Annotated in this window: 21 protein-coding genes; 5 read left to right on the top strand and 16 right to left on the bottom strand. The window is 56.7% G+C overall.

Annotated features, from left to right (window positions below; all coding sequences use genetic code 11):
- Window positions 1-14 precede the first annotated feature (14 nt).
- The gene (locus tag GXP72_RS19885) at window positions 15-1,319 is read left to right on the top strand and encodes a serine dehydratase subunit alpha family protein (RefSeq protein ID WP_208763283.1); all 1,305 of its coding nucleotides are present in this window, start codon (window positions 15-17) and stop codon (window positions 1,317-1,319) included.
- Between the two features lie 72 nt (window positions 1,320-1,391).
- Here GXP72_RS19885 and GXP72_RS19880 read toward each other — a convergent pair whose 3' ends face one another.
- Window positions 1,392-2,093 (bottom strand): pirin family protein, encoded by a 702-nt coding sequence (locus GXP72_RS19880; protein ID WP_023309295.1) that lies wholly within the window; start codon window positions 2,091-2,093, stop codon window positions 1,392-1,394.
- Between the two features lie 104 nt (window positions 2,094-2,197).
- On the opposite strand from GXP72_RS19880, the gene GXP72_RS19875 reads away from it, so the two are divergent.
- Window positions 2,198-3,100, top strand: a complete 903-nt coding sequence (locus GXP72_RS19875) for a LysR family transcriptional regulator (protein WP_208763282.1) — start codon at window positions 2,198-2,200, stop codon at window positions 3,098-3,100.
- Window positions 3,101-3,141: 41 nt separating this feature from the next.
- On the opposite strand, the gene GXP72_RS19870 is transcribed toward GXP72_RS19875, so the two are convergent.
- The 11 genes from GXP72_RS19870 to GXP72_RS19820 all read right to left on the bottom strand — a co-directional run bounded on the left by GXP72_RS19870 (window position 3,142) and on the right by GXP72_RS19820 (window position 10,400).
- A complete protein-coding gene (locus tag GXP72_RS19870; RefSeq protein ID WP_024906401.1) occupies window positions 3,142-3,507 on the bottom strand; it encodes a DUF805 domain-containing protein in 366 nt (121 codons plus the stop codon).
- A 107-nt stretch (window positions 3,508-3,614) separates the two neighbouring features.
- Window positions 3,615-4,601, bottom strand: coding sequence for a glutathione S-transferase family protein (locus tag GXP72_RS19865; RefSeq protein ID WP_024906402.1), 987 nt, complete (start codon window positions 4,599-4,601; stop codon window positions 3,615-3,617).
- A gap of 71 nt (window positions 4,602-4,672) precedes the next feature.
- Window positions 4,673-5,065, bottom strand: coding sequence for a DoxX family protein (locus tag GXP72_RS19860; RefSeq protein WP_023309292.1), 393 nt, complete (start codon window positions 5,063-5,065; stop codon window positions 4,673-4,675).
- A 210-nt stretch (window positions 5,066-5,275) separates the two neighbouring features.
- A complete protein-coding gene (locus GXP72_RS19855; protein ID WP_024906403.1) occupies window positions 5,276-5,572 on the bottom strand; it encodes a YqjK-like family protein in 297 nt (98 codons plus the stop codon).
- A gap of 2 nt (window positions 5,573-5,574) precedes the next feature.
- The gene (locus tag GXP72_RS19850; protein ID WP_023333540.1) at window positions 5,575-5,967 is read right to left on the bottom strand and encodes a phage holin family protein; all 393 of its coding nucleotides are present in this window, start codon (window positions 5,965-5,967) and stop codon (window positions 5,575-5,577) included.
- A gap of 1 nt (window position 5,968) precedes the next feature.
- Window positions 5,969-6,274, bottom strand: coding sequence for a YqjD family protein (locus tag GXP72_RS19845; RefSeq protein WP_008503141.1), 306 nt, complete (start codon window positions 6,272-6,274; stop codon window positions 5,969-5,971).
- Between the two features lie 31 nt (window positions 6,275-6,305).
- Entirely contained in the window at window positions 6,306-6,674 is a 369-nt protein-coding gene (locus tag GXP72_RS19840; protein ID WP_048992595.1) for a DUF1090 domain-containing protein, read from the bottom strand.
- Window positions 6,675-6,816: 142 nt separating this feature from the next.
- Window positions 6,817-7,200 carry an EnvZ/OmpR regulon moderator MzrA gene (mzrA, locus tag GXP72_RS19835; RefSeq protein WP_208763281.1) on the bottom strand — a complete coding sequence of 128 codons (384 nt, stop codon included), beginning with the start codon at window positions 7,198-7,200 and terminating at the stop codon, window positions 6,817-6,819.
- A 2-nt stretch (window positions 7,201-7,202) separates the two neighbouring features.
- Entirely contained in the window at window positions 7,203-7,865 is a 663-nt protein-coding gene (yqjA, locus tag GXP72_RS19830) for a DedA family general envelope maintenance protein YqjA (RefSeq protein WP_024906405.1), read from the bottom strand.
- 344 nt (window positions 7,866-8,209) lie between these two features.
- A complete protein-coding gene (gene exuR / locus GXP72_RS19825; protein WP_023309288.1) occupies window positions 8,210-8,986 on the bottom strand; it encodes a transcriptional regulator ExuR in 777 nt (258 codons plus the stop codon).
- Window positions 8,987-9,101: 115 nt separating this feature from the next.
- Window positions 9,102-10,400, bottom strand: coding sequence for an MFS transporter (locus tag GXP72_RS19820; RefSeq protein WP_024906406.1), 1,299 nt, complete (start codon window positions 10,398-10,400; stop codon window positions 9,102-9,104).
- A gap of 475 nt (window positions 10,401-10,875) precedes the next feature.
- On the opposite strand from GXP72_RS19820, the gene uxaC reads away from it, so the two are divergent.
- Together uxaC and GXP72_RS19810 are read left to right on the top strand one after the other, a co-directional pair.
- Window positions 10,876-12,288 carry a glucuronate isomerase gene (gene uxaC / locus GXP72_RS19815; RefSeq protein ID WP_208763280.1) on the top strand — a complete coding sequence of 471 codons (1,413 nt, stop codon included), beginning with the start codon at window positions 10,876-10,878 and terminating at the stop codon, window positions 12,286-12,288.
- 17 nt (window positions 12,289-12,305) lie between these two features.
- Window positions 12,306-13,793, top strand: a complete 1,488-nt coding sequence (locus tag GXP72_RS19810; protein WP_208763279.1) for an altronate dehydratase family protein — start codon at window positions 12,306-12,308, stop codon at window positions 13,791-13,793.
- Between the two features lie 92 nt (window positions 13,794-13,885).
- On the opposite strand, the gene sstT is transcribed toward GXP72_RS19810, so the two are convergent.
- The 4 genes from sstT to GXP72_RS19790 all read right to left on the bottom strand — a co-directional run bounded on the left by sstT (window position 13,886) and on the right by GXP72_RS19790 (window position 18,157).
- Window positions 13,886-15,127, bottom strand: coding sequence for a serine/threonine transporter SstT (gene sstT, locus GXP72_RS19805; protein ID WP_061716439.1), 1,242 nt, complete (start codon window positions 15,125-15,127; stop codon window positions 13,886-13,888).
- Between the two features lie 237 nt (window positions 15,128-15,364).
- A complete protein-coding gene (locus GXP72_RS19800) occupies window positions 15,365-16,333 on the bottom strand; it encodes a TerC family protein (RefSeq protein ID WP_148770286.1) in 969 nt (322 codons plus the stop codon).
- Window positions 16,334-16,584: 251 nt separating this feature from the next.
- Window positions 16,585-17,583 carry a Gfo/Idh/MocA family oxidoreductase gene (locus GXP72_RS19795; RefSeq protein WP_208763278.1) on the bottom strand — a complete coding sequence of 333 codons (999 nt, stop codon included), beginning with the start codon at window positions 17,581-17,583 and terminating at the stop codon, window positions 16,585-16,587.
- A 70-nt stretch (window positions 17,584-17,653) separates the two neighbouring features.
- Complete coding sequence (locus GXP72_RS19790) at window positions 17,654-18,157, bottom strand: M48 family metallopeptidase (protein WP_047347756.1); 504 nt, start codon at window positions 18,155-18,157, stop codon at window positions 17,654-17,656.
- A gap of 208 nt (window positions 18,158-18,365) precedes the next feature.
- Here GXP72_RS19790 and rlmG point away from each other — a divergent pair, with 208 nt between their 5' ends.
- A complete protein-coding gene (gene rlmG, locus GXP72_RS19785) occupies window positions 18,366-19,502 on the top strand; it encodes a 23S rRNA (guanine(1835)-N(2))-methyltransferase RlmG (RefSeq protein ID WP_208763277.1) in 1,137 nt (378 codons plus the stop codon).
- Window positions 19,503-19,533 lie beyond the last annotated feature (31 nt).

The following is a 19,533-nucleotide window of genomic DNA, read 5'->3' as shown; positions in this document are numbered from 1 at the left end:
TTAAGGTTGTAACGATGTCTGAGCAAACTCATCCTTTATGGAATCAATTTATTCGCGCGGTGCAGGAAGAAGTGAAGCCTGCCCTTGGGTGTACCGAACCCGTCTCTCTGGCACTGGCCTGTGCGATGGCCGCAGACTTTCTGCCGGGGGAGGTCACACGGATTGAGGCGTGGGTCTCGCCGAACCTGATGAAAAACGGGCTGGGCGTGACGGTACCGGGTACCGGTATGGTCGGGTTACCGATTGCGGCGGCGCTGGGCGCGATTGGCGGTAACGCGCACGCCGGACTGGAGGTGTTGAAAGATGCCACCGCCGATGCACTGGTCCGCGGCAAAGCCCTGCTTGAGGCAGGGCAAGTGCAGGTAAAACTGCAGGAGCCCTGTGATGAGATCCTCTATTCCCGCGCCTGCGTTCATGCCGGGGATCACTCGGCGATGGTGACCATCGCGGGCGGGCATACCCGGGTGGTGGAAGTGGTTTGCCAGGGGGAAACGCGCTTTACGCTTGACGATCAACGGTGCCAGACGAATGACGATCCGCTGGCGGTGCTTTCAACTACTACACTGTCGCAGATCCTGGAATTTGTTGAGCAGGTGCCGTTTGAGGCGATCCGCTTTATCCTGCAGGCAGGGCGGCTGAACGATGCGCTCTCCCGCGAAGGGCTCAGCGGGAAGTGGGGGCTGCATATTGGCGCAACGCTTGATAAGCAGCGCGCGCGCGGATGGATGGCGCAGGATCTGGGGTCAGATATTGTAATTCGTACCAGCGCAGCCTCGGATGCCCGCATGGGCGGCGCGACGCTGCCCGCGATGAGCAATTCGGGCTCTGGCAATCAGGGGATCACCGCCACTATGCCGGTTGTGGTCGTGGCTGAACACGTTCAGGCTGACGACGAAAGGCTCGCGCGGGCGCTGATGCTGTCGCATCTGTCGGCGATCTATATCCATTATCAGCTTCCGCGCCTGTCCGCACTGTGTGCGGCGACAACGGCGGCGATGGGCGCTGCGGCGGGTATGGCGTGGCTGATGGGTGGCACTTACCAGACCATCGCGATGGCGATTGGAAGCATGATCGGCGACGTCAGCGGGATGATCTGCGACGGGGCGTCAAACAGCTGCGCCATGAAGGTCTCAACCAGCGTCAGTAGCGCCTGGAAAGCGGTGATGATGGCGCTGGATGAGTCGGGCGTAACGGGCAACGAGGGGATTGTGGCGCACGATGTGGAGCAGTCAATCGCAAACCTGTGCGCGCTGGCGTGCCGCTCGATGCAGGCCACGGACCGGCAGATTATTGAGATTATGGCGAGTAAGGTGTCGTGAATTAATCCAACCCGTTACCCCTCACCCCGGCCCTCTCCCCAAAGGGGAGAGGGGTTGGGGTGAGGGGGATTTTTAAACCGGCAAATCAATCAGCAGCGCGCGCAGCGGCGTATCCGCCACCAGGGTGATATTCGCTTCATCACGAATAAACGCCCCGTCGCCGCAGGTTAGCGCTTCTTTCTCTTCCGTATGCGTCACCGCATGCACCGTACCGTGAATAGACTGCAAATAGGCGCGCGGGCCATGAAGCTGGAAGCTCGCCTGTTCACCTTTCTTCAGTTCGATATGGTGCAGCCACACCTGCTGACGCAGCTGCAGGCTACCTTTACTGCCATCCGGCGATGCAATCAGCTGTTGCTTATCGCCCGTTAAATCTAACTTCTGTACCAGCGGATTTTCCCGCTCAGGGCAGGCGTCCAGCCACAGCTGCATGCGGGTCAGCGTTTTGTCTTTGCTGAGGTTATGCTCGCTGTAGCTGATGCCCGGCTGCGTGGAAATTAACAATGCTTCGCCAGCCTTTGCCTGGACATGATTGCCCTCGCTATCGCGGTATTCTGCCTCGCCTTCCAGGATCAGGTTCAGGATATCGACTTTCGGGTACGTACGCGGCTGGAAGGAGGCGCCCGGGGCGAGCACTTCCTGGTTCAACACGCGCAATGAAGCGTAACCGAGGAGTTTAGGGTCAAAGTAGTGTCCAAAGGAAAAGGTGTAGCGGGCCTGCAGCCAACCGAAATCGGCTTGTCCGCACTGTTTAGCTGTTCTTGTCGTAATCATAAACTTGACCTCTCTTTACACTAAAACAATGGTAAAGGTATGGACGCTGCATTGTTAGCCAGATATTCTGCCTGGTATGTTCAAATTTCCTGAATGAGAACGAGATGGCTAAAGAGAGAGCATTGACGCTTGAGGCGCTTCGCGTCATGGACGCGATTGACCGGCGCGGCAGTTTTGCGGCGGCGGCCGATGAACTGGGGCGCGTTCCGTCTGCGCTGAGCTACACCATGCAGAAGCTGGAGGAAGAGCTGGACGTGGTGCTGTTTGACCGCTCCGGCCATCGAACAAAATTCACCAACGTCGGGCGGATGCTGCTGGAGCGTGGCCGCGTGCTGCTGGAGGCGGCGGACAAGCTCACGACGGACGCCGAAGCGCTGGCGCGCGGCTGGGAAACCCATCTGACGTTAGTTACCGAAGCGCTGGTGCCGTCAGAAGCGCTGTTCCCGCTGGTGGACCGCCTGGCAGCGAAGGCCAATACGCAGCTGTCGATCATCACCGAGGTGCTGGCAGGGGCGTGGGAGCGTCTGGAGACGGGCAGGGCGGATATCGTCATTGCGCCGGACATGCACTTCCGCTCATCGTCAGAAATAAACTCGCGCAAGCTCTACAGCGTGATGAACGTCTACGTTGCCGCCCCCAACCACCCGATTCACCTGGAGCCGGAGCCGCTCTCTGAAGTCACGCGCGTGAAGTATCGCGGCGTGGCGGTCGCGGATACCGCGCGCGAGCGTCCGGTGCTGACGGTGCAACTTCTGGATAAACAGCCTCGTCTGACGGTGACCTCACTGGAAGACAAACGGCAGGCGCTGCTGGCAGGTCTGGGCGTGGCGACGATGCCGTACCCGTTTGTGGAAAAAGATATTGCAGAAGGGCGACTGCGGGTCGTGAGCCCGGAGTATACCAGCGAAGTGGATATCATTATGGCGTGGCGTCGCGACAGCATGGGCGAAGCCAAATCATGGTGCCTGCGCGAAATACCCAAACTTTTCGCCCACCACAATAAATGAACGAGTAGGCCCGGTAAGCGTAAGCGCCACCGGGCGTTATTTTACGCGCCGACCTTAGGATCGGGGCCAAAGCGGTTTTCGCCCGGCGTCCCGCTCTGGCAGTTGAAAATCAAAATCACGATCCAGCCCACAATCGGGATCAACAGCAGCAATAGCCACCACGCTGAACGATCGGTGTCGTGCAGTCGACGGAACAGCACCGCCCATGATGGCAGCAGGACCAACAGGCCATAAATGGTGGTCAGCACGCCTTCACCGCCAGCCCGCTCCCAGCCGAGAATTTTATCCACAATGCCCAGCACCATGACGAGGATGAAGTTCACCAGAACGAACATCCAGTACTCTTTGCGGCGGGCGCGGCCACCAAATCCAATGTAGTTGCGCAGTACTTTTAAATACCAGTCCATTTTTCCTTGCCTCAATAGTCGGTCAATCACTTGTTTTTTAAGCAATCAAAGTAAGGATAGATGGAGATTGTGAATTAAAAAAGGGCATCTATTGATGCCCTTAATATTTATCCAAAACGGACGTCGCGCCCGTGAGGTTCATTCAGATCCTGCCACGGCCCAATGGAGATAATGCCCGTCGGGTTGATGGTTTTGTGGCTGCGGAAATAGTGGGTGCGAATATGGTCGAAGTCGACCGTCTCCGCGATGCCCGGCATCTGGTAGATGTCGCGCAGGAAACCATACAGGTTCAGGTAATCGCTGATGCGGTGCTTGTCGCACTTAAAGTGGGTGACATAGACCGGATCAAAGCGAACCAGCGTGGTCCACAGGCGAATGTCCGCTTCCGTGAGGCGATCGCCCGTCAGGTAGCGATGCTTGCCCAGGAGCTGTTCCAGGCGTTCAAGCGATTCAAACACTTTTCCAACCGCTTCGTCATACGCTTCCTGGCTGGTGGCGAAACCGGCCTTATAGACACCGTTGTTGACGTTGTCGTAAATCCAGCTGTTCAGCTCATCAATCTTATCGCGCAATTCAACCGGGTAGTAATCCCCGGCGCGGGCGCCGTGGGCATCAAATGCGGTATTGAACATGCGGATGATTTCCGCAGACTCATTGCTGACAATCGTCTGGTTTTTCTTGTCCCACAGCACCGGCACGGTCACGCGACCGGTGTAATGCGGATCGGCGCGCAGATAGAGCTGGTACAGGAAATCGTGGTGATACAGTTCGTCGCCGGTCGCCGCAGGGAAATCACTGTCAAACGTCCAGCCGTTTTCCAGCATCAACGGGTTGACGACGGAAACCGGAATGAAGGATTCAAGACCTTTAAGCTTGCGCACGATCAGCGTGCGGTGGGCCCACGGACAGGCAAGGGAAACATAAAGATGATAACGGTCTTTCTCAGCCGCGAAGCCGCCTTCACCGCTAGGGCCTGGCGCACCATCGGCGGTCAGCCAGTTACGGAAGGCCGAAACAGAGCGTTTAAAGCGACCTCCGGTGGATTTGGTGTCATACCAGACATCCTGCCAGACGCCGTCTACGAGTTGTCCCATTTTTTCTCCTCCGTCAGATAGCAAAAGCGAGGAGATGTCTCCTCGCTTTGTGTTCATTCAGTATAGCGTGCTTACCATTTCTTATTCAGAACGCGGTCGATGCTGTATGCGCCCGGGCCAGTGACGGCCAGCAGCAGGAAGCCACCCGCGATGGTCAGGTTTTTCATGAACATCAGAGAGTTCACGCCTTCCGCAAAGTTGCTGTGGAAGATGAACGCCGTCAGCACGGTGAAGCCTGCAGTAAACAGCGCGGTGGTGCGGGTCAGGAAGCCGAACAGGACTGCCAGGCCGCCGCCGAACTCAAGAAGAATGGTCAGTGGCAACAGGAACCCCGGAACGCCCATGGCTTCCATATACTGCTGGGTACCCGCATAACCAGTGATTTTTCCCCAACCTGCCACGATGAACAGAATTGGCATCAGAATACGCGCTACCAGTACACCAACATCTTCTAATTTTTTCATTTTACTCTCCAGGAAACCACATCAGCGGCTGAACGTTATTTGTCTGCAATTCCGGGTAGATACCGCGTCGTTGCTGTCGATGGAGAGGATAATAAACGGGGCGGGTGGCAATTGTTAGCAAGGAAAACTGTCAATCTTCTTCAAAGATATTGAGTAAGGGAGGGGGAGAGAATTTTGCCGGGTAAGGCGTAGCGCCACCCGGCGAGAAGGCTAGCGTAATTGCTGCTGCCGCAACGTTGCTTTCACCAGACGCCAGGCGCTCCATGCACCAAATCCACGACGCGCCCAGCGGATCAGCATATTTGGATGACGAACGGACCAGATAGCCATCACGCTGCTGCCGACCAGCGCCCATGAACGCAGGCTCAGGACGGTATTCCAGCCCCGGTCAAACCGTCGCGTCGCGTCAATCCAGTCGCGACGGCTGGCAGACAGGTCCAGCCGTTGCTGCTGGATCTGGCTTAGCAGGTACGCTTTTCGCTTTTGACGTTCGGCTTTACCGCTCACGGCTAGTCATCCTCCAGCAGGGCGCGATCGTTCGCCAGCTCCTGACGCGTATGGCGCAGGAATGTGGACTTGCGCGCTTTACGCAGCGTCCAGATACCGCCGATCAACGCGGCGACCAGCAGAACGACGGTGGTGGCAATCATCGCGTTAAGACGATACTGCGGGTCAATGGCCCAGATGATTAACACCATCAGGCTCATCAGGCCAAACGCGGCGAAGAGCATGGTCAGCCCGAGCATCAGCAGCATCTGGAAGAGGTTCGCTTTCTCCTCTTCCAGCTCGACCACTGCCAGCCGGACGCGCGTTTCGGCAATCCCGACCAGCGTCGTTAAAATACGCTGGCCGATGCCGAGGACGTTGTTAGCAGGCCCTTGTGCGTGACGAGGATCTTCCATATCAACGACGCGTCAGCAGGACACCCAGTACCACACCCACTGCGGCACCAATCCCTACACCCGTCCATGGATTATCACGCACATATTCGTCCGCGCGGGCAGCCGCTTCACGGGTTTGTTTCGCCAGTGCATCACCGGTTTCACCCAGGCGATAACGGCTCTCCTTCAGCGCTTGCTCCGCCTTGCTGCGCAGCTTGCTGACCTCTTCTTTTGACTTGTCAGCAGAGGAGTTCAGCACCTCTTCAAGGGTATCGGCCAGGGATTTCAGTTCAGCGCGCAGATGTTCAGACGTCGTATCTTTTGACATGATTCTCTCTCCTGTTGAGATTTCCGTTAACTCAATAATCGCGAGCTTCCAGCGCTTTCAGGTCGTCCTGCGCTTCTTTCAACTTCTTCTCGCGCTTAGCAATTTTTTCCGCATCCCCTTTCTCTTTCGCTTCCTGCAGGTCGCGACGGCGCTCGGCTATCTCGTCCTTCTGTTCAGCGATTTTCTTCTGGTGGTCGGCACGAAGCTTGCTGTCTGAACAGTTCGCTTTCACTTCGCTCAGCGCTTTTTTAAGACCATCAACACGGTGCTGATTGTTATGCTTTTCGGCATAACCGATCTCACGCTGAATATCCTGTTCTTTCTCCTGACAGAGAGAGTTTGCGAAGGATGCTGTGCTTAAAGAAAAAAGGGCCAGAGCCAGAGTAATGCGGAATTTCATTATCGAAACCTTCCATTGTGTTGCGGCTTGAGCCGCTATCCAAAGTTATGCGGAGTACATCGAGGGGTGCTCCGCGTACTTAAGCATAGTAAGTAAACGGGGGATTCACCAAAGTGAGTGAAAAGATTCGGAATCCTGGAAGTTATCCAAACCGATGCGACGTATCGCGAATCAATGAGAGCCAGGCAGCTGGCTGGCTCTCATCTTCCTGCTGAGCAATGATATACCCGCGCGGCAGCGTACGATCGAGAACCACTTTCGCGGCGGCACTTTGCGCACGGGAATCAAACTTGATCAGTAAAACATCGTCCTGCGGGGTGATGCTCTTAAAGCGGATCCCGTTCGCATCCAGATGATGCCAGACAGAAAAACCGTCAGGCACGCTGGCACCCTGGTTTACCGGGCGGATGGCCAGCGTCGATTCCTGATGCGAAAGCGCGCTCCAGGCCAGCAGCAGGGCGCTGAGCACCACCAGCGTAATCATGGCAAAGGCAAAACGGCGCAGAGCGAGCGGTGAGATAACCATCGTCAGCCTCTGGCTCCGTATTTCTTTTTCCACAGGACGACCAGGGAGCCGATCAGGCCGAAGACCAACAGAACCACAGGCAGCAGCATCAGGCAGGACATCAGCTGGTCTTCATATTTCATAAAGACCGGCGTTTTACCCAATGCATAGCCCAGCGTCGTCAGAATAAGCACCCATAACAGACCGCTCATCCAGTTGAAGAACTGGAAGCGCGTGCTGCTCAATCCCGACAGCCCGGCAATGGTGGGCAACAGGGTGCGAACAAAGGCAATAAAGCGGCCAATCAGCAGCGCGGAAAGCCCGTGCTTATGGAAAAGGTGGTGCGCCCGCTGGTGATAATGTGCAGGCAGGTGCGAGAGCCAGTTCTGGACGATTCGGGTATTGCCCAGCCATCTTCCCTGGATATAGCTCACCCAGCAGCCGAGGCTGGCCGCGACGGTCAGTAATAAAATGGTGTGTGGAAACGCCATCGCCCCTTTGGCACACAGCACGCCGACAAGCACCAGCAAACTATCACCGGGCAGGAAGGCAGCAGGCAGCAAACCGTTCTCAAGGAACAGGATCATAAACAAGACGAAATAGAGCATGCCAATCATGGAAGGGTTGGCCAGCGTTTCAAAATCCTGCGCCCAGAGGGCATGCAGTAGTTGGGTCAAAAGTTCCATTCAGTGTTCCTGGAAATCGGTTAACGTCACGCCTGTTATCCGGGACAAACAGCACGGCGACATTGTTGTGATTTCATTATGGTCGCTCGCGGACACATTGCGGTGTGGCCAACACTGTTCCCTGTTTATTGGCTGGTTAGCAAGCACTAACTTACAAAATAAGGAATTGAATCCAATTGTAACAAAGCCCAACGTTCTGCGTCACAGAATTTGCAGGGGTGAGTTGATTTTGGCGTAAGCCCAGGAAGTGAGCGAGGGGATTTACAAAGGCTGACACTATATATGTTTTGCTTACCCATGTAAGCCGGAAGGCGCAACGTAGCGCCTGCCAGCAGAAAGGTCATCTATTTTGCGGCACTGGATGCCGTATCGAGATGAACAACGGGATTGTCGGCGAAAAGATAGCGGTCAGCGTTAAATTCGAAGTCATCGCTGGTTTCGTTGAACAGCATCTGCTTGGTGTTTTCCAGGTGCTGCCACATCGCCAGCTTAGCGGCATGCGGGTCTTTACGAATCAGAGCCTTAAGGATTTGATCGTGATCGTCACACCAGTTGTCGACGGTACGGGAATCGATATGGTCGTGCAGTTTTTTCCAGTACGGGTTGTGAACGCGCTGAGTCCACATTTTTTCTACGATTGCCGCCAGCGCCGTATTTTGGGTTGCCAGGGCGACCTGAACGTGGAACTGCAGATCCCACTCTGAATCGCGGAAACATTTTTCCTTACGGGCATTCTCCTGGATCTCCATCAACTTCATGATGTCCTGCTTGGTCACCTGCGTCGCCGCAAACTCGGCAATATTGCTTTCGATCAGCTGGCGAGCCTGGAGCAGCTCAAACGGGCCATAGCTGGCGAATTCCAGACTTTCGTCCGCGACGGGAGAGTGTTTCGGCAGATTAGAAATCACGTGAATGCCGGAGCCTTTGCGTACCTCAACGTAACCTTCCACTTCGAGCATGATAATCGCTTCACGCACCACGGTGCGGCTCACACTTTTTTCATCCGCGATAAAGCGCTCGGCGGGAAGTTTATCACCGACAAGATAGACCCCTTGCTCGATGCGATCTTTCAGCTCGGCAGCAAGTTGTTGATATAAACGACGTGGTTCGGTGATTTCCATATGCGCTCCAGGCAGGGTACGGCAGATGATTTGTTATACCACTTTTGCGTGCCACTCTCCAGATTTTGCCATTAAAAAAGCCGCCCGGAGGCGGCTTCGGTGAAACGCATTTTCGCTAACTCTGCGTCGCCGGTTTCCCGAGGGACTCTTTCGCCAGCTCTTCTGCCGATTTGCTTTTCAACACCGTCCAGATCACTACCGCCCCCAGCAGGTCGAAAATAGCCAGCACGGCGAACAGCGGGCTGAAGCCGATGGTATCCGCCAGCGCGCCGACCACCAGCGCAAACATCGTACTCGCGGTCCAGGCGGCCATCCCGGTCAGGCCGTTGGCGGTGGCCACTTCGTTGCGGCCGAAGACGTCAGACGAGAGCGTAATCAGCGCGCCGGACAGGGACTGGTGCGCAAAGCCACCGATGCACAGCAGGGCAATGGCGACGTACGGGCTGGTGAACAGGCCGATCATACCGGGGCCAATCATCAGCAGCGCGCCCATGGTGACGACCATCTTACGGGAAACAATCAGGTTCACCCCAAACCAGCGCTGGAACAGCGGTGGCAGGTAGCCGCCCACGATACAGCCCAGGTCAGCGAACAGCATTGGCATCCAGGCGAACATCGCGATCTCTTTCAGGTTAAAGCCGTAGACTTTAAACATGAACAGGGGGATCCACGCGTTAAAGGTGCCCCAGGCCGGTTCAGCCAGGAAACGCGGCAGGGCGATACCCCAGAACTGACGGGTGCCCAGGATCTGCCAGACGGTCATTTTTTTGCCGTTGTTGGTCTGATGCTGCGCTTCCTGACCACCAATGATGTATTCGCGTTCTTCTTCGGAGAGCTTTTTCTGATCGCGCGGGTGTTTATAGAAAATCAGCCACGCCATTGCCCAGGCAAAGCTCAGCACGCCAGAGATGATGAACGCCATCTGCCAGCTGTGCATCACAATGGCCCACACCACCAGCGGCGGTGCAATCATTGCCCCGATGGACGAGCCCACGTTGAAGTAGCCGACCGCAATGGAGCGCTCTTTTGCCGGGAACCACTCGGAGCTGGCCTTCAGGCCTGCCGGGATCATTGCGGCTTCTGCCGCACCGACCGCACCACGCGCCAGCGCCAGTCCACCCCAGCTGCCTGCCAGCGCGGTGGCACCGCAGAACACCGCCCAGGCGATGGCGAAGAAGGCATAACCGATTTTGGTACCGAGAATGTCCAGCACATAGCCAGCAACAGGCTGCATGATGGTATACGCCGCGGAATAGGCGGCAATGATGTAGGAGTATTGCTGCGTGGAGATATGCAGCTCTTCCATCAACGTTGGCGCTGCAGCTGCCACGGTGTTACGCGTCAGGTAACCCAGCACGGTGCCTAACGTCACCAGTGCGATCATATACCAACGTAACCCTTTAATTTTACGCATCTAAAACCTCATCGTTATGTTATGTCCGCGCCAGAGCACGGCAACCTCTCAACCGTTTCCGGGAGCAGTTGTGTAACGGGAGGGGCGTAGCGGGAGCATGTCCCGGAACGGCCCGAACCTTGCCATAAGTAAGCGTGCATAAGTCGGTATCCGTACCGTTAAACCCGATGCCTCTCACACCGGTAATGCATTCCGTCGGCTTAGCGTTTGCGACGGCGAAAAGATAACTTGTCATACAACTTTAAAAGGTGAGTGACATCACAAATGTATGATTCTTTGTAGGGACATTAATCGCTGCGCACAAAGCCAGTAATGGCGCGGCCTGTAGAAGGGTTTACGCCATTGAGGGTAATTTATTTGTTGGTGTTTATTGATCTCACTCACGAAAAAAGCTTCGGTGGGTGGAAATTGGTGTGATAACTTTGCAGCATATGAACATACGCTTTCTGACGCTCCCGTAATGAGGAAGACGATAATGACGCCGTTTATGACCGAAGATTTTCTGTTGGATACCGAATTTGCTCGCCGCCTGTATCATGACTACGCAAAAGACCAGCCGATTTTCGACTACCACTGCCATTTACCGCCGCAGCAGGTTGCCGAAAATTACCGTTTCAAAAACCTGTATGACATCTGGCTGAAGGGTGACCACTACAAATGGCGTGCCATGCGCACCAACGGCGTCGCTGAGCGCCTGTGCACCGGCGATGCGACCGACCGCGAGAAGTTTGACGCCTGGGCGGCGACCGTTCCGCACACCATCGGCAACCCGCTTTATCACTGGACGCACCTTGAGCTGCGTCGTCCGTTTGGCATCACCGGCAAACTGCTCTCCCCAACGACCGCCGATGAAATCTGGGATCGCTGCAATGCGCTGCTGGCGCAGGATAACTTCTCCGCGCGCGGCATCATGAAGCAGATGAACGTGAAGATGGTGGGTACCACCGACGATCCGATTGATTCCCTGGAACATCATGCCGTCGTCGCCAAAGAAACCTCTTTTGATATCAAAGTGCTCCCAAGCTGGCGCCCGGACAAAGCCTTCAACATTGAGCAGGCCACGTTTAACGACTACATGGCGAAGCTGGCGGAAGTGTCCGATACCGACATTCGCCGTTTCGCCGATCTGCAAACCGCGCTGACCAAACGTCTGGATCACTTCGCGGCGCACGGCTGTAAAGTCTCTGACCACGCGCTGGACGTCGTGCTGTTCGCGGAATCAAACGAAGCCGAGCTGGACAGCATCCTTGCGCGTCGTTTGTCCGGTGAATCGCTTAGCGAGCACGAAGTGGCGCAGTTCAAAACGGCGGTGCTGGTGTTCCTCGGCGCGGAATACGCGCGTCGCGGCTGGGTACAGCAGTACCACATCGGCGCGCTGCGCAATAATAACCAGCGCCAGTTCAAACTGATCGGCGCGGACGTGGGCTTTGACTCCATCAACGACCGTCCGCTGGCGGAAGAGCTGTCCAAACTGCTGAGCAAACAGAATGAACAAAACCTGCTGCCAAAAACCATCCTGTACTGCCTGAACCCGCGCGATAACGAAGTGCTGGGCACCATGGTCGGCAACTTCCAGGGCGAAGGGATGCCGGGCAAGATGCAGTTTGGTTCCGGCTGGTGGTTCAACGATCAGAAAGACGGCATGGAGCGTCAGATGACGCAGCTGGCGCAGCTTGGTCTGTTGAGCCGCTTTGTCGGCATGCTGACCGACAGCCGCAGCTTCCTGTCCTATACCCGTCATGAATATTTCCGCCGCATTCTGTGCCAGATGATTGGCCGCTGGGTGCACGCAGGCGAAGCGCCGGCGGATATCCAGCTGCTGGGCGACATGGTGAGAAACATCTGCTTTAACAATGCGCGTGACTACTTCGGCATTGAACTGAACTAAGGCCGTTTGAGGTTGATATGCAATACATCAAAATCCATTCGCTGGATAACGTGGCCGTCGCGCTGACGGATCTCGCTGAAGGCGACGTGGTGACCGTTGATAACCAGAGCGTCACCCTGCGTCAGGCGATTGCTCGCGGACACAAGTTTGCCGTGAAGCCTCTCGCGAAAGGGGACAACGTCATTAAGTACGGTCTTCCGATTGGGCATGCGCTGGCGGATATCGTGCCGGGTGAACATCTTCATTCCCATAATACCCGCACCAATCTGAGCGATCTGGACGAGTACAGCTATCAACCTGATTTACCTGGGGCACAAGAGCAGGCGGCGGATCGTGACGTGCAGATCTACCGCCGCGCCAGCGGCGACGTGGGGATCCGCAACGAGCTGTGGATCCTCCCGACCGTCGGCTGCGTGAACGGGATTGCGCGTCAGATCCAGACGCGCTTCCTGAAAGAGACCAACAATGCCGAAGGCACCGACGGCGTGCATCTGTTCAGCCACACCTACGGCTGCTCTCAGTTGGGGGATGACCACATTAACACCCGCACCATGCTGCAAAACATGGTGCGTCACCCGAACGCAGGCGCGGTGCTGGTGATTGGCCTGGGCTGCGAGAACAACCAGGTGGACGCCTTCCGCGAAACGCTGGGCGAGTTTGACCCTGAGCGCGTGCATTTTATGGTGTGCCAGCATCAGGACGATGAGGTGGAAGCGGGCGTTGAGCAGCTTCATCAGCTGTATAACGTGATGCGCCACGACAAGCGCGAGCCGGGCAAGCTGAGCGAGCTGAAGTTTGGGCTGGAGTGCGGCGGGTCTGACGGCCTGTCCGGTATCACCGCCAACCCGATGCTGGGCCGCTTCTCGGACTATGTGATCGCTAACGGCGGCACGACGGTGCTGACCGAAGTGCCGGAAATGTTCGGCGCGGAACGTATTCTGATGAGCCACTGCCGCGACGAAGAGACGTTTGAGAAAACCGTCACCATGGTGAACGACTTCAAACAGTACTTCATTGCTCACAATCAGCCGATTTATGAAAACCCGTCTCCGGGTAACAAAGCGGGCGGGATCACCACGCTGGAAGAGAAATCCCTCGGCTGCACCCAGAAAGCGGGCGCGAGCCAGGTGGTTGACGTTCTGCGCTACGGCGAGCGCCTGAAAACCCACGGTCTGAACCTGCTGAGCGCACCGGGCAACGATGCGGTCGCCACCAGCGCGCTGGCGGGTGCCGGCTGCCACATGGTGCTGTTCAGCACCGGGCGCGGCACGCCGTACGGCGGTTTTGTGCCGACGGTGAAAATCGCCACCAACAGCGAGCTGGCGGCGAAGAAAAAGCACTGGATCGACTTTGATGCGGGCCAGCTGATCCACGGCAAGGCGATGCCGCAGCTGCTGACGGAATTCGTGGACGCGATTGTGGAATTTGCAAACGGCAGGCAGACCTGCAACGAGAAGAATGACTTCCGCGAGCTGGCGATCTTTAAGAGTGGTGTGACGCTTTAATCGGTGCGGCCTGATGCCCTCACCCTGGCCCTCTCCCACGGGGAGAGGGTACAAACACTAAAAACGGCAACCTCAGGGTTGCCGTTTTGCTGTTAACCTCGCAGGGCGTTCTTCGCTAAACGCGCGTCTTCCGCCTGGCACACGGCGGCGGTAAACATCACGTCGGTGGAGGAGTTGATCGCGGTTTCGCAGGAATCCTGCAGCACGCCGATGATAAAGCCCACCGCAACCACCTGCATGGCGATCTCGTTCGGGATGCCGAACATATTACAAGCCAGCGGGATCAGCAGCAGGGAACCGCCCGCCACGCCGGATGCGCCGCAGGCACACAGCGAGGCTACCACGCTCAGCAGCAGCGCGGTTGGCAGATCCACCGGAATACCCAGCGTATGCACCGCGGCCAGCGTCAGCACCGTGATGGTGATGGCCGCTCCCGCCATATTGACGGTCGCACCCAGCGGAATGGATACGGAGTAGGTATCGCGGTCCAGATTCAGCTTCTCACACAGCGACATGTTGACCGGAATGTTTGCCGCCGAGCTGCGGGTGAAGAAGGCGGTCACGCCGCTTTCGCGCAGGCACATCAGCACTAGCGGGTACGGGTTACGACGGGTCTGCAGAAACACCAGCAGCGGATTAATCACCAGTGCCACGACGGCCATACAGCCAATCAGCACCAGCAGCAGCTGCGCATAGCCCCACAGCGCGCCGAAACCGGTGGTAGCCAGCGTGGATGCCACGAGGCCAAAAATACCAATCGGCGCAAAGCGGATGACCACCGTCACGATAAAGGTCACGGCGTGAGAAAGGTCGTTAACCAGGTTTTTGGTCGTATCGTTGCTGTGGCGCAGAGCGAAGCCCAGGCCGACGGCCCATACCAGAATCCCGATGTAGTTCGCGTTGATAAGCGCGTGGATCGGGTTGGCAACAATGCTCATCAGCAGGCCGTGCATCACCTCAACAATGCCCGCAGGTGGGGTAATGTCGGTAGCGCCGGTGGTCAGCTGCAGCGTGGACGGGAAGATAAAGCTCACCACCACGGCCGTCAGGGCCGCAGAGAAAGTCCCCAGCAGGTACATCCACAGAATCGGGCGAATATTGGTTTTTTGCCCTTGCTGGTGGTTGGCGATTGAGGCCATCACCAGGGTCAAAACCAGAACCGGCGCGACCGCTTTCAGCGCGCCGACGAACAGCGTGCCGAGCAGGCCAGTGGCCTCGGCGGCAGGTTTTGAGATCAGTGCCAGCGCGACGCCGAGCACCAGTCCAACCAGTATTTGCTTAACAAGGCTGCCGCGCGACAGGCGCGCAAGCAGGCCCGATGAGGTTGTCGTCATGAGTGTTCCTTAAGTGAAATTGCGTTCCATCCCGGATGTGCTCTTAGTCACATTTATGTCCGGATGTAAGTAAATGTTTGCCTGGTCGAGTATAGGGAAAGTGTCTTGGGAGGGAAGCGTAAAATGCTGGATTTTACGTGGTGCGTCATGTTTTTTAACTACTGCGTTACAAATGTGTGTTCACCCTCTCCCTGTGGGAGAGGGCCGGGGTGAGGGCATCACCCCGCACCGAACGTTTTACTCCACCTGCTGCTTCTTATCGTGCTGGCGGTTAACCCAGGTATTGATAATCAGCGTCACGATCAGAATGCCAAACACCACGCCGAGCGAAATGGCGATCGGGATATGGTAGAAATCGACGATCAGCATCTTGATACCGATAAACACCAGGATCACCGACAGACCGTACTTCAGCATCGAGAAGCGCTCCGCCGCGCCCGCCAGCAGGAAGTACATCGCACGCAGGCCGAGAATGGCGAACAGGTTTGAGGTCAGGACGATGAACGGGTCGGTGGTCACCGCGAAGATAGCCGGGATGCTGTCTACGGCGAAAATCACGTCGCTCAGCTCAACCAGAATCAGCACCAGCAGCAGCGGGGTGGCAAACAGCAGGCCATTCTTGCGCACGAAGAAGTGCTCGCTCTCAATCTTGTCGGTCATGCGCAGGTGTCCACGGAGCCACTTCACCAGCGGGCGATCGCCAATCGCAGAGCCGTCCTCTTTCGCCAGCGCCATTTTGACCCCGGTGAACAGCAGGAACGCGCCGAAGACGTACAGCAGCCATTCGAACTGGGTAATCAGCCAGCTGCCGGCGAAGATCATTATGGTACGCAGGATAATCGCCCCCAGCACGCCGTAGACCAGCACGCGGCGCTGCAGGGCAGCAGGCACGGCGAAGTAGCTGAACAGCATCAGCCAGACGAAGACGTTATCCACCGCCAGGGCTTTTTCAATCAGATAACCGGTGAGGAAGGCGAGGGCCTGAGGATCGGCAACCGCGCGGCCTTCGGTCGAGGCCAGATACCACCAGAAGGCGGCACAGAACAGCAGGGAGAGGGTGACCCACACCAGAGACCAGGCCGCAGCCTGTTTGATGCTCATGCCGTGTGCGCCGCGACGCCCCTGCAAAAAGAGGTCGATCGCCAGCATGATGAGCACGACAACCGCGAATCCGCCCCACAACATTGGAGTGCCGACAGAATGCATACTATTTTCCTTACACATAAAAAACAAAAACGGCCATGGTCAGAAGACGATAGCCGTTAGCTTTTTATGCATAGACCTCGCCTTCCGGCAAGGTCTCACTTACAACCACGAGGGTTGCCCGGCGACCGGATGCGGTATTGCACGCATCGTAATGACGATCCACCGGCGAAGAAGTTACTCCCCTTTGCAGGTAACAAAATATGTCAGACCATCGGTTTCGTCAATGGTCTGCACCGTTTCATTACACAGCTTTACGCGATCGCTTCCGCGCTGATGCCGTCTGCCGGGAACACCACGCCGGTCTGGCGGCGGATCTCCGTTTGCAGCTTCGCCGTGGTGCGGCTCACCGCCAGGCCAGGGTGATTCACTTCGTTGTCTTCCACCAGACGGGCGAAGACCTCTGCCTCATAGAGCATAGTGTTAATATGCTGAGGCTGCGTCAGCTCCTGCGCTTTGCCGCCGCGCGGCACAAAGCTCACTTTCTGACACTCGGAGATCTTCTCGATAACCAGCGAGCCCGCCTCGCCCTGAATTTCGCTCGGCAGCACGGAATCGCTCACCTTGGAGTGCTGCAGCGTGACGCTGAAATCACCGTAATCCAGCACTACGAGTCCGTGCGCATCCACGCCACTCTCCAGCAGGCTGGCGGTGGCCGTTACGCCGTGCGGTTCGCCCCACAGGGCCACGGCAGAGGCCAGACAGTAGAAGCCGATATCCATAATCGAACCGTTAGAGAAGGCCGGGTTAAAGGTATTCGGGTTCTCGCCGTCCAGATAGCGCTGGTAGCGCGACGAGTACTGGCAGTAGTTGATAAAGGCTTTACGCACTTTGCCAATTTTCGGCAGGGACTGCTGCAGCAGCAGGAAATTCGGCAGGCTGGCGGTTTTGAACGCTTCGAACAGCACCACCTGATTTTCGCGGGCAAGCGCAATGGCCGCTTCCACTTCCTGGATATTCGACGCCAGCGGCTTCTCGCAAATTACATGCTTTTTGTAGCTGAGAAACAGCTTTGTCTGCGGGAAGTGCAGGGAGTTTGGGCTGGCGATATAGACCGCGTCAATGGCGTCGCTTTGCGCCATCTCATCAAGCGAAGTGAAGAGATGCTCAACGAGGTAGTCGTTAGCAAAACTCTGCGCCTGCTCAAGGCTGCGGGAATAGACTGCGGTAAGTTTAAGTTTGCCGGTTTCGTGGGCGGCGTCGACGAACTGGCGCGTGATCCAGTTCGTACCAATGACTGCGAAACGTATCATAAACGTTTACGTACTCCGTAGCGGGGAACCTTTAGCCACTGTAGCACGTCATCATGACAATTCGCGTGCGCTATTCCGCATTACTATTTAACGATAAATGCGTAAGCCACAGGCGGGTATCAAACTCCAGCTGATGGTACTGCGGCTCCATGTGGCAGCACAGGGAATAGAACGCTTTGTCGTGCTCTTTCTCTTTCAGATGCGCCAGCTCATGGACGACGATCATCCGCAGGAACGCTTCCGGCGCGTTACGGAACACCGTCGCGACGCGGATTTCGGCCTTCGCCTTCAGCTTGCCGCCCTGCACGCGGGAGATGGCGGTGTGCAGGCCGAGCGCGTTTTTCAGCACGTGGATCTTGTTGTCGTACATCACCTTGTTGATCGGCGGCGCGCTCTTCAGATACCGGCTTTTCAGATCCTGCGTATACTGCCAGAGGGCCTTATCGGTCGCGAAATCGTGCGTGCCGGGATAGCGTTTTTCCAGCACCGCACCGAGCTTCTGCTCGGCAATCAGGCTGCGAACCTGAGTCAGTAAATGCTCCGGATAGCCCTGGAGATAAGTAAGTTGGTTCATCAAGAGCCCAAATTAATGCGAAAACGGGTATACCCTTCATCCTTCACGTTGTCTCTGCGTTGGCTGCGTCTGCTCACCCCAGTCACTTACTTGTGTAAGCTCCTGGGGATTCTCAGACTTGCCGCCTTGATACAACTTGAATGATTTTGGGTATATACTCACGCACCCTTTTCAGGGATACGCCAAATTTTACCATTCAGGAGGGCCGATGAGCCACTTAGACAACGGTTTCCGTTCACTCAACCTTAAACGTTTCCCGGAAACGGACGACGTTAACCCGCTTCAGGCGTGGGAAGCGGCGGATGAATATCTGCTGCAGCAGTTGGATGAGACTGAAATCCGCGGCCCGGTTTTGATCCTGAATGACGCGTTTGGCGCGCTGGGATGCGCCCTGGCGGAGCACACGCCATACAGCATCGGCGATTCCTACCTGAGCGAGCTGGCGACGCGTGAAAACCTGCGCCATAACGACATCGAAGAGTCCAGCGTGAAGTTTCTCGACAGCACCGCGGACTACCCGCAGGCGCCCGGCGTGGTGCTGATCAAAGTGCCAAAAACCATGGCGCTGCTGGAGCAGCAGCTGCGCGCGCTGCGTAAGGTCGTGACGCCGGATACGCGCATCATCGCGGGTGCCAAAGCGCGCGATATCCACACTTCGACGCTCGAGCTGTTCGAGAAAGTCCTCGGCCCGACCACCACGACGCTGGCCTGGAAAAAAGCGCGCCTGATCAACTGCACCTTCAGCGCACCGGAGCTGGCCGACGCGCCAGAAACGCTGAGCTGGAAGCTGGAAGGGACAGACTGGACCATCCATAACCACGCGAACGTCTTCTCCCGCACCGGTCTGGATATCGGCGCGCGCTTCTTTATGGAACATCTGCCGGAAAATCTGGAAGGTGAGATTGTCGACCTGGGCTGCGGCAACGGTGTGATCGGCCTGACGCTGCTGGCGAAGAACCCGGAAGCCAGCGTGGTGTTCAGCGACGAGTCGCCGATGGCGGTGGCCTCCAGCCGTCTGAACGTGGAAACCAACATGCCGGACGCGCTGGACCGCTGCGAGTTTATGATCAACAACGCGCTGTCTGGCGTAGAGCCGTTCCGCTTCAACGCGGTGTTCTGTAACCCGCCGTTCCACCAGAAGCACGCCCTGACGGATAACGTTGCGTGGGAAATGTTCCACCACGCGCGCCGCTGCCTGAAAATCAACGGCGAGCTGTACATCGTGGCGAACCGCCACCTGGACTACTTCCACAAGCTGAAGAAGATTTTCGGCAACTGCGTCACCATTGCGACGAACAATAAGTTTGTGGTGCTGAAGTCGGTGAAGCTGGGACGTCGTCGTTAAGATTGGGTATGTGCGGCCTGATGCCCTCACC

The organism is Enterobacter sp. SES19, assembly GCF_011765665.1.
In the GTDB taxonomy this organism is placed as follows: Bacteria; Pseudomonadota; Gammaproteobacteria; order Enterobacterales; family Enterobacteriaceae; genus Enterobacter; species Enterobacter pseudoroggenkampii.
This window is presented reverse-complemented; position numbering and strand designations above follow the sequence as displayed.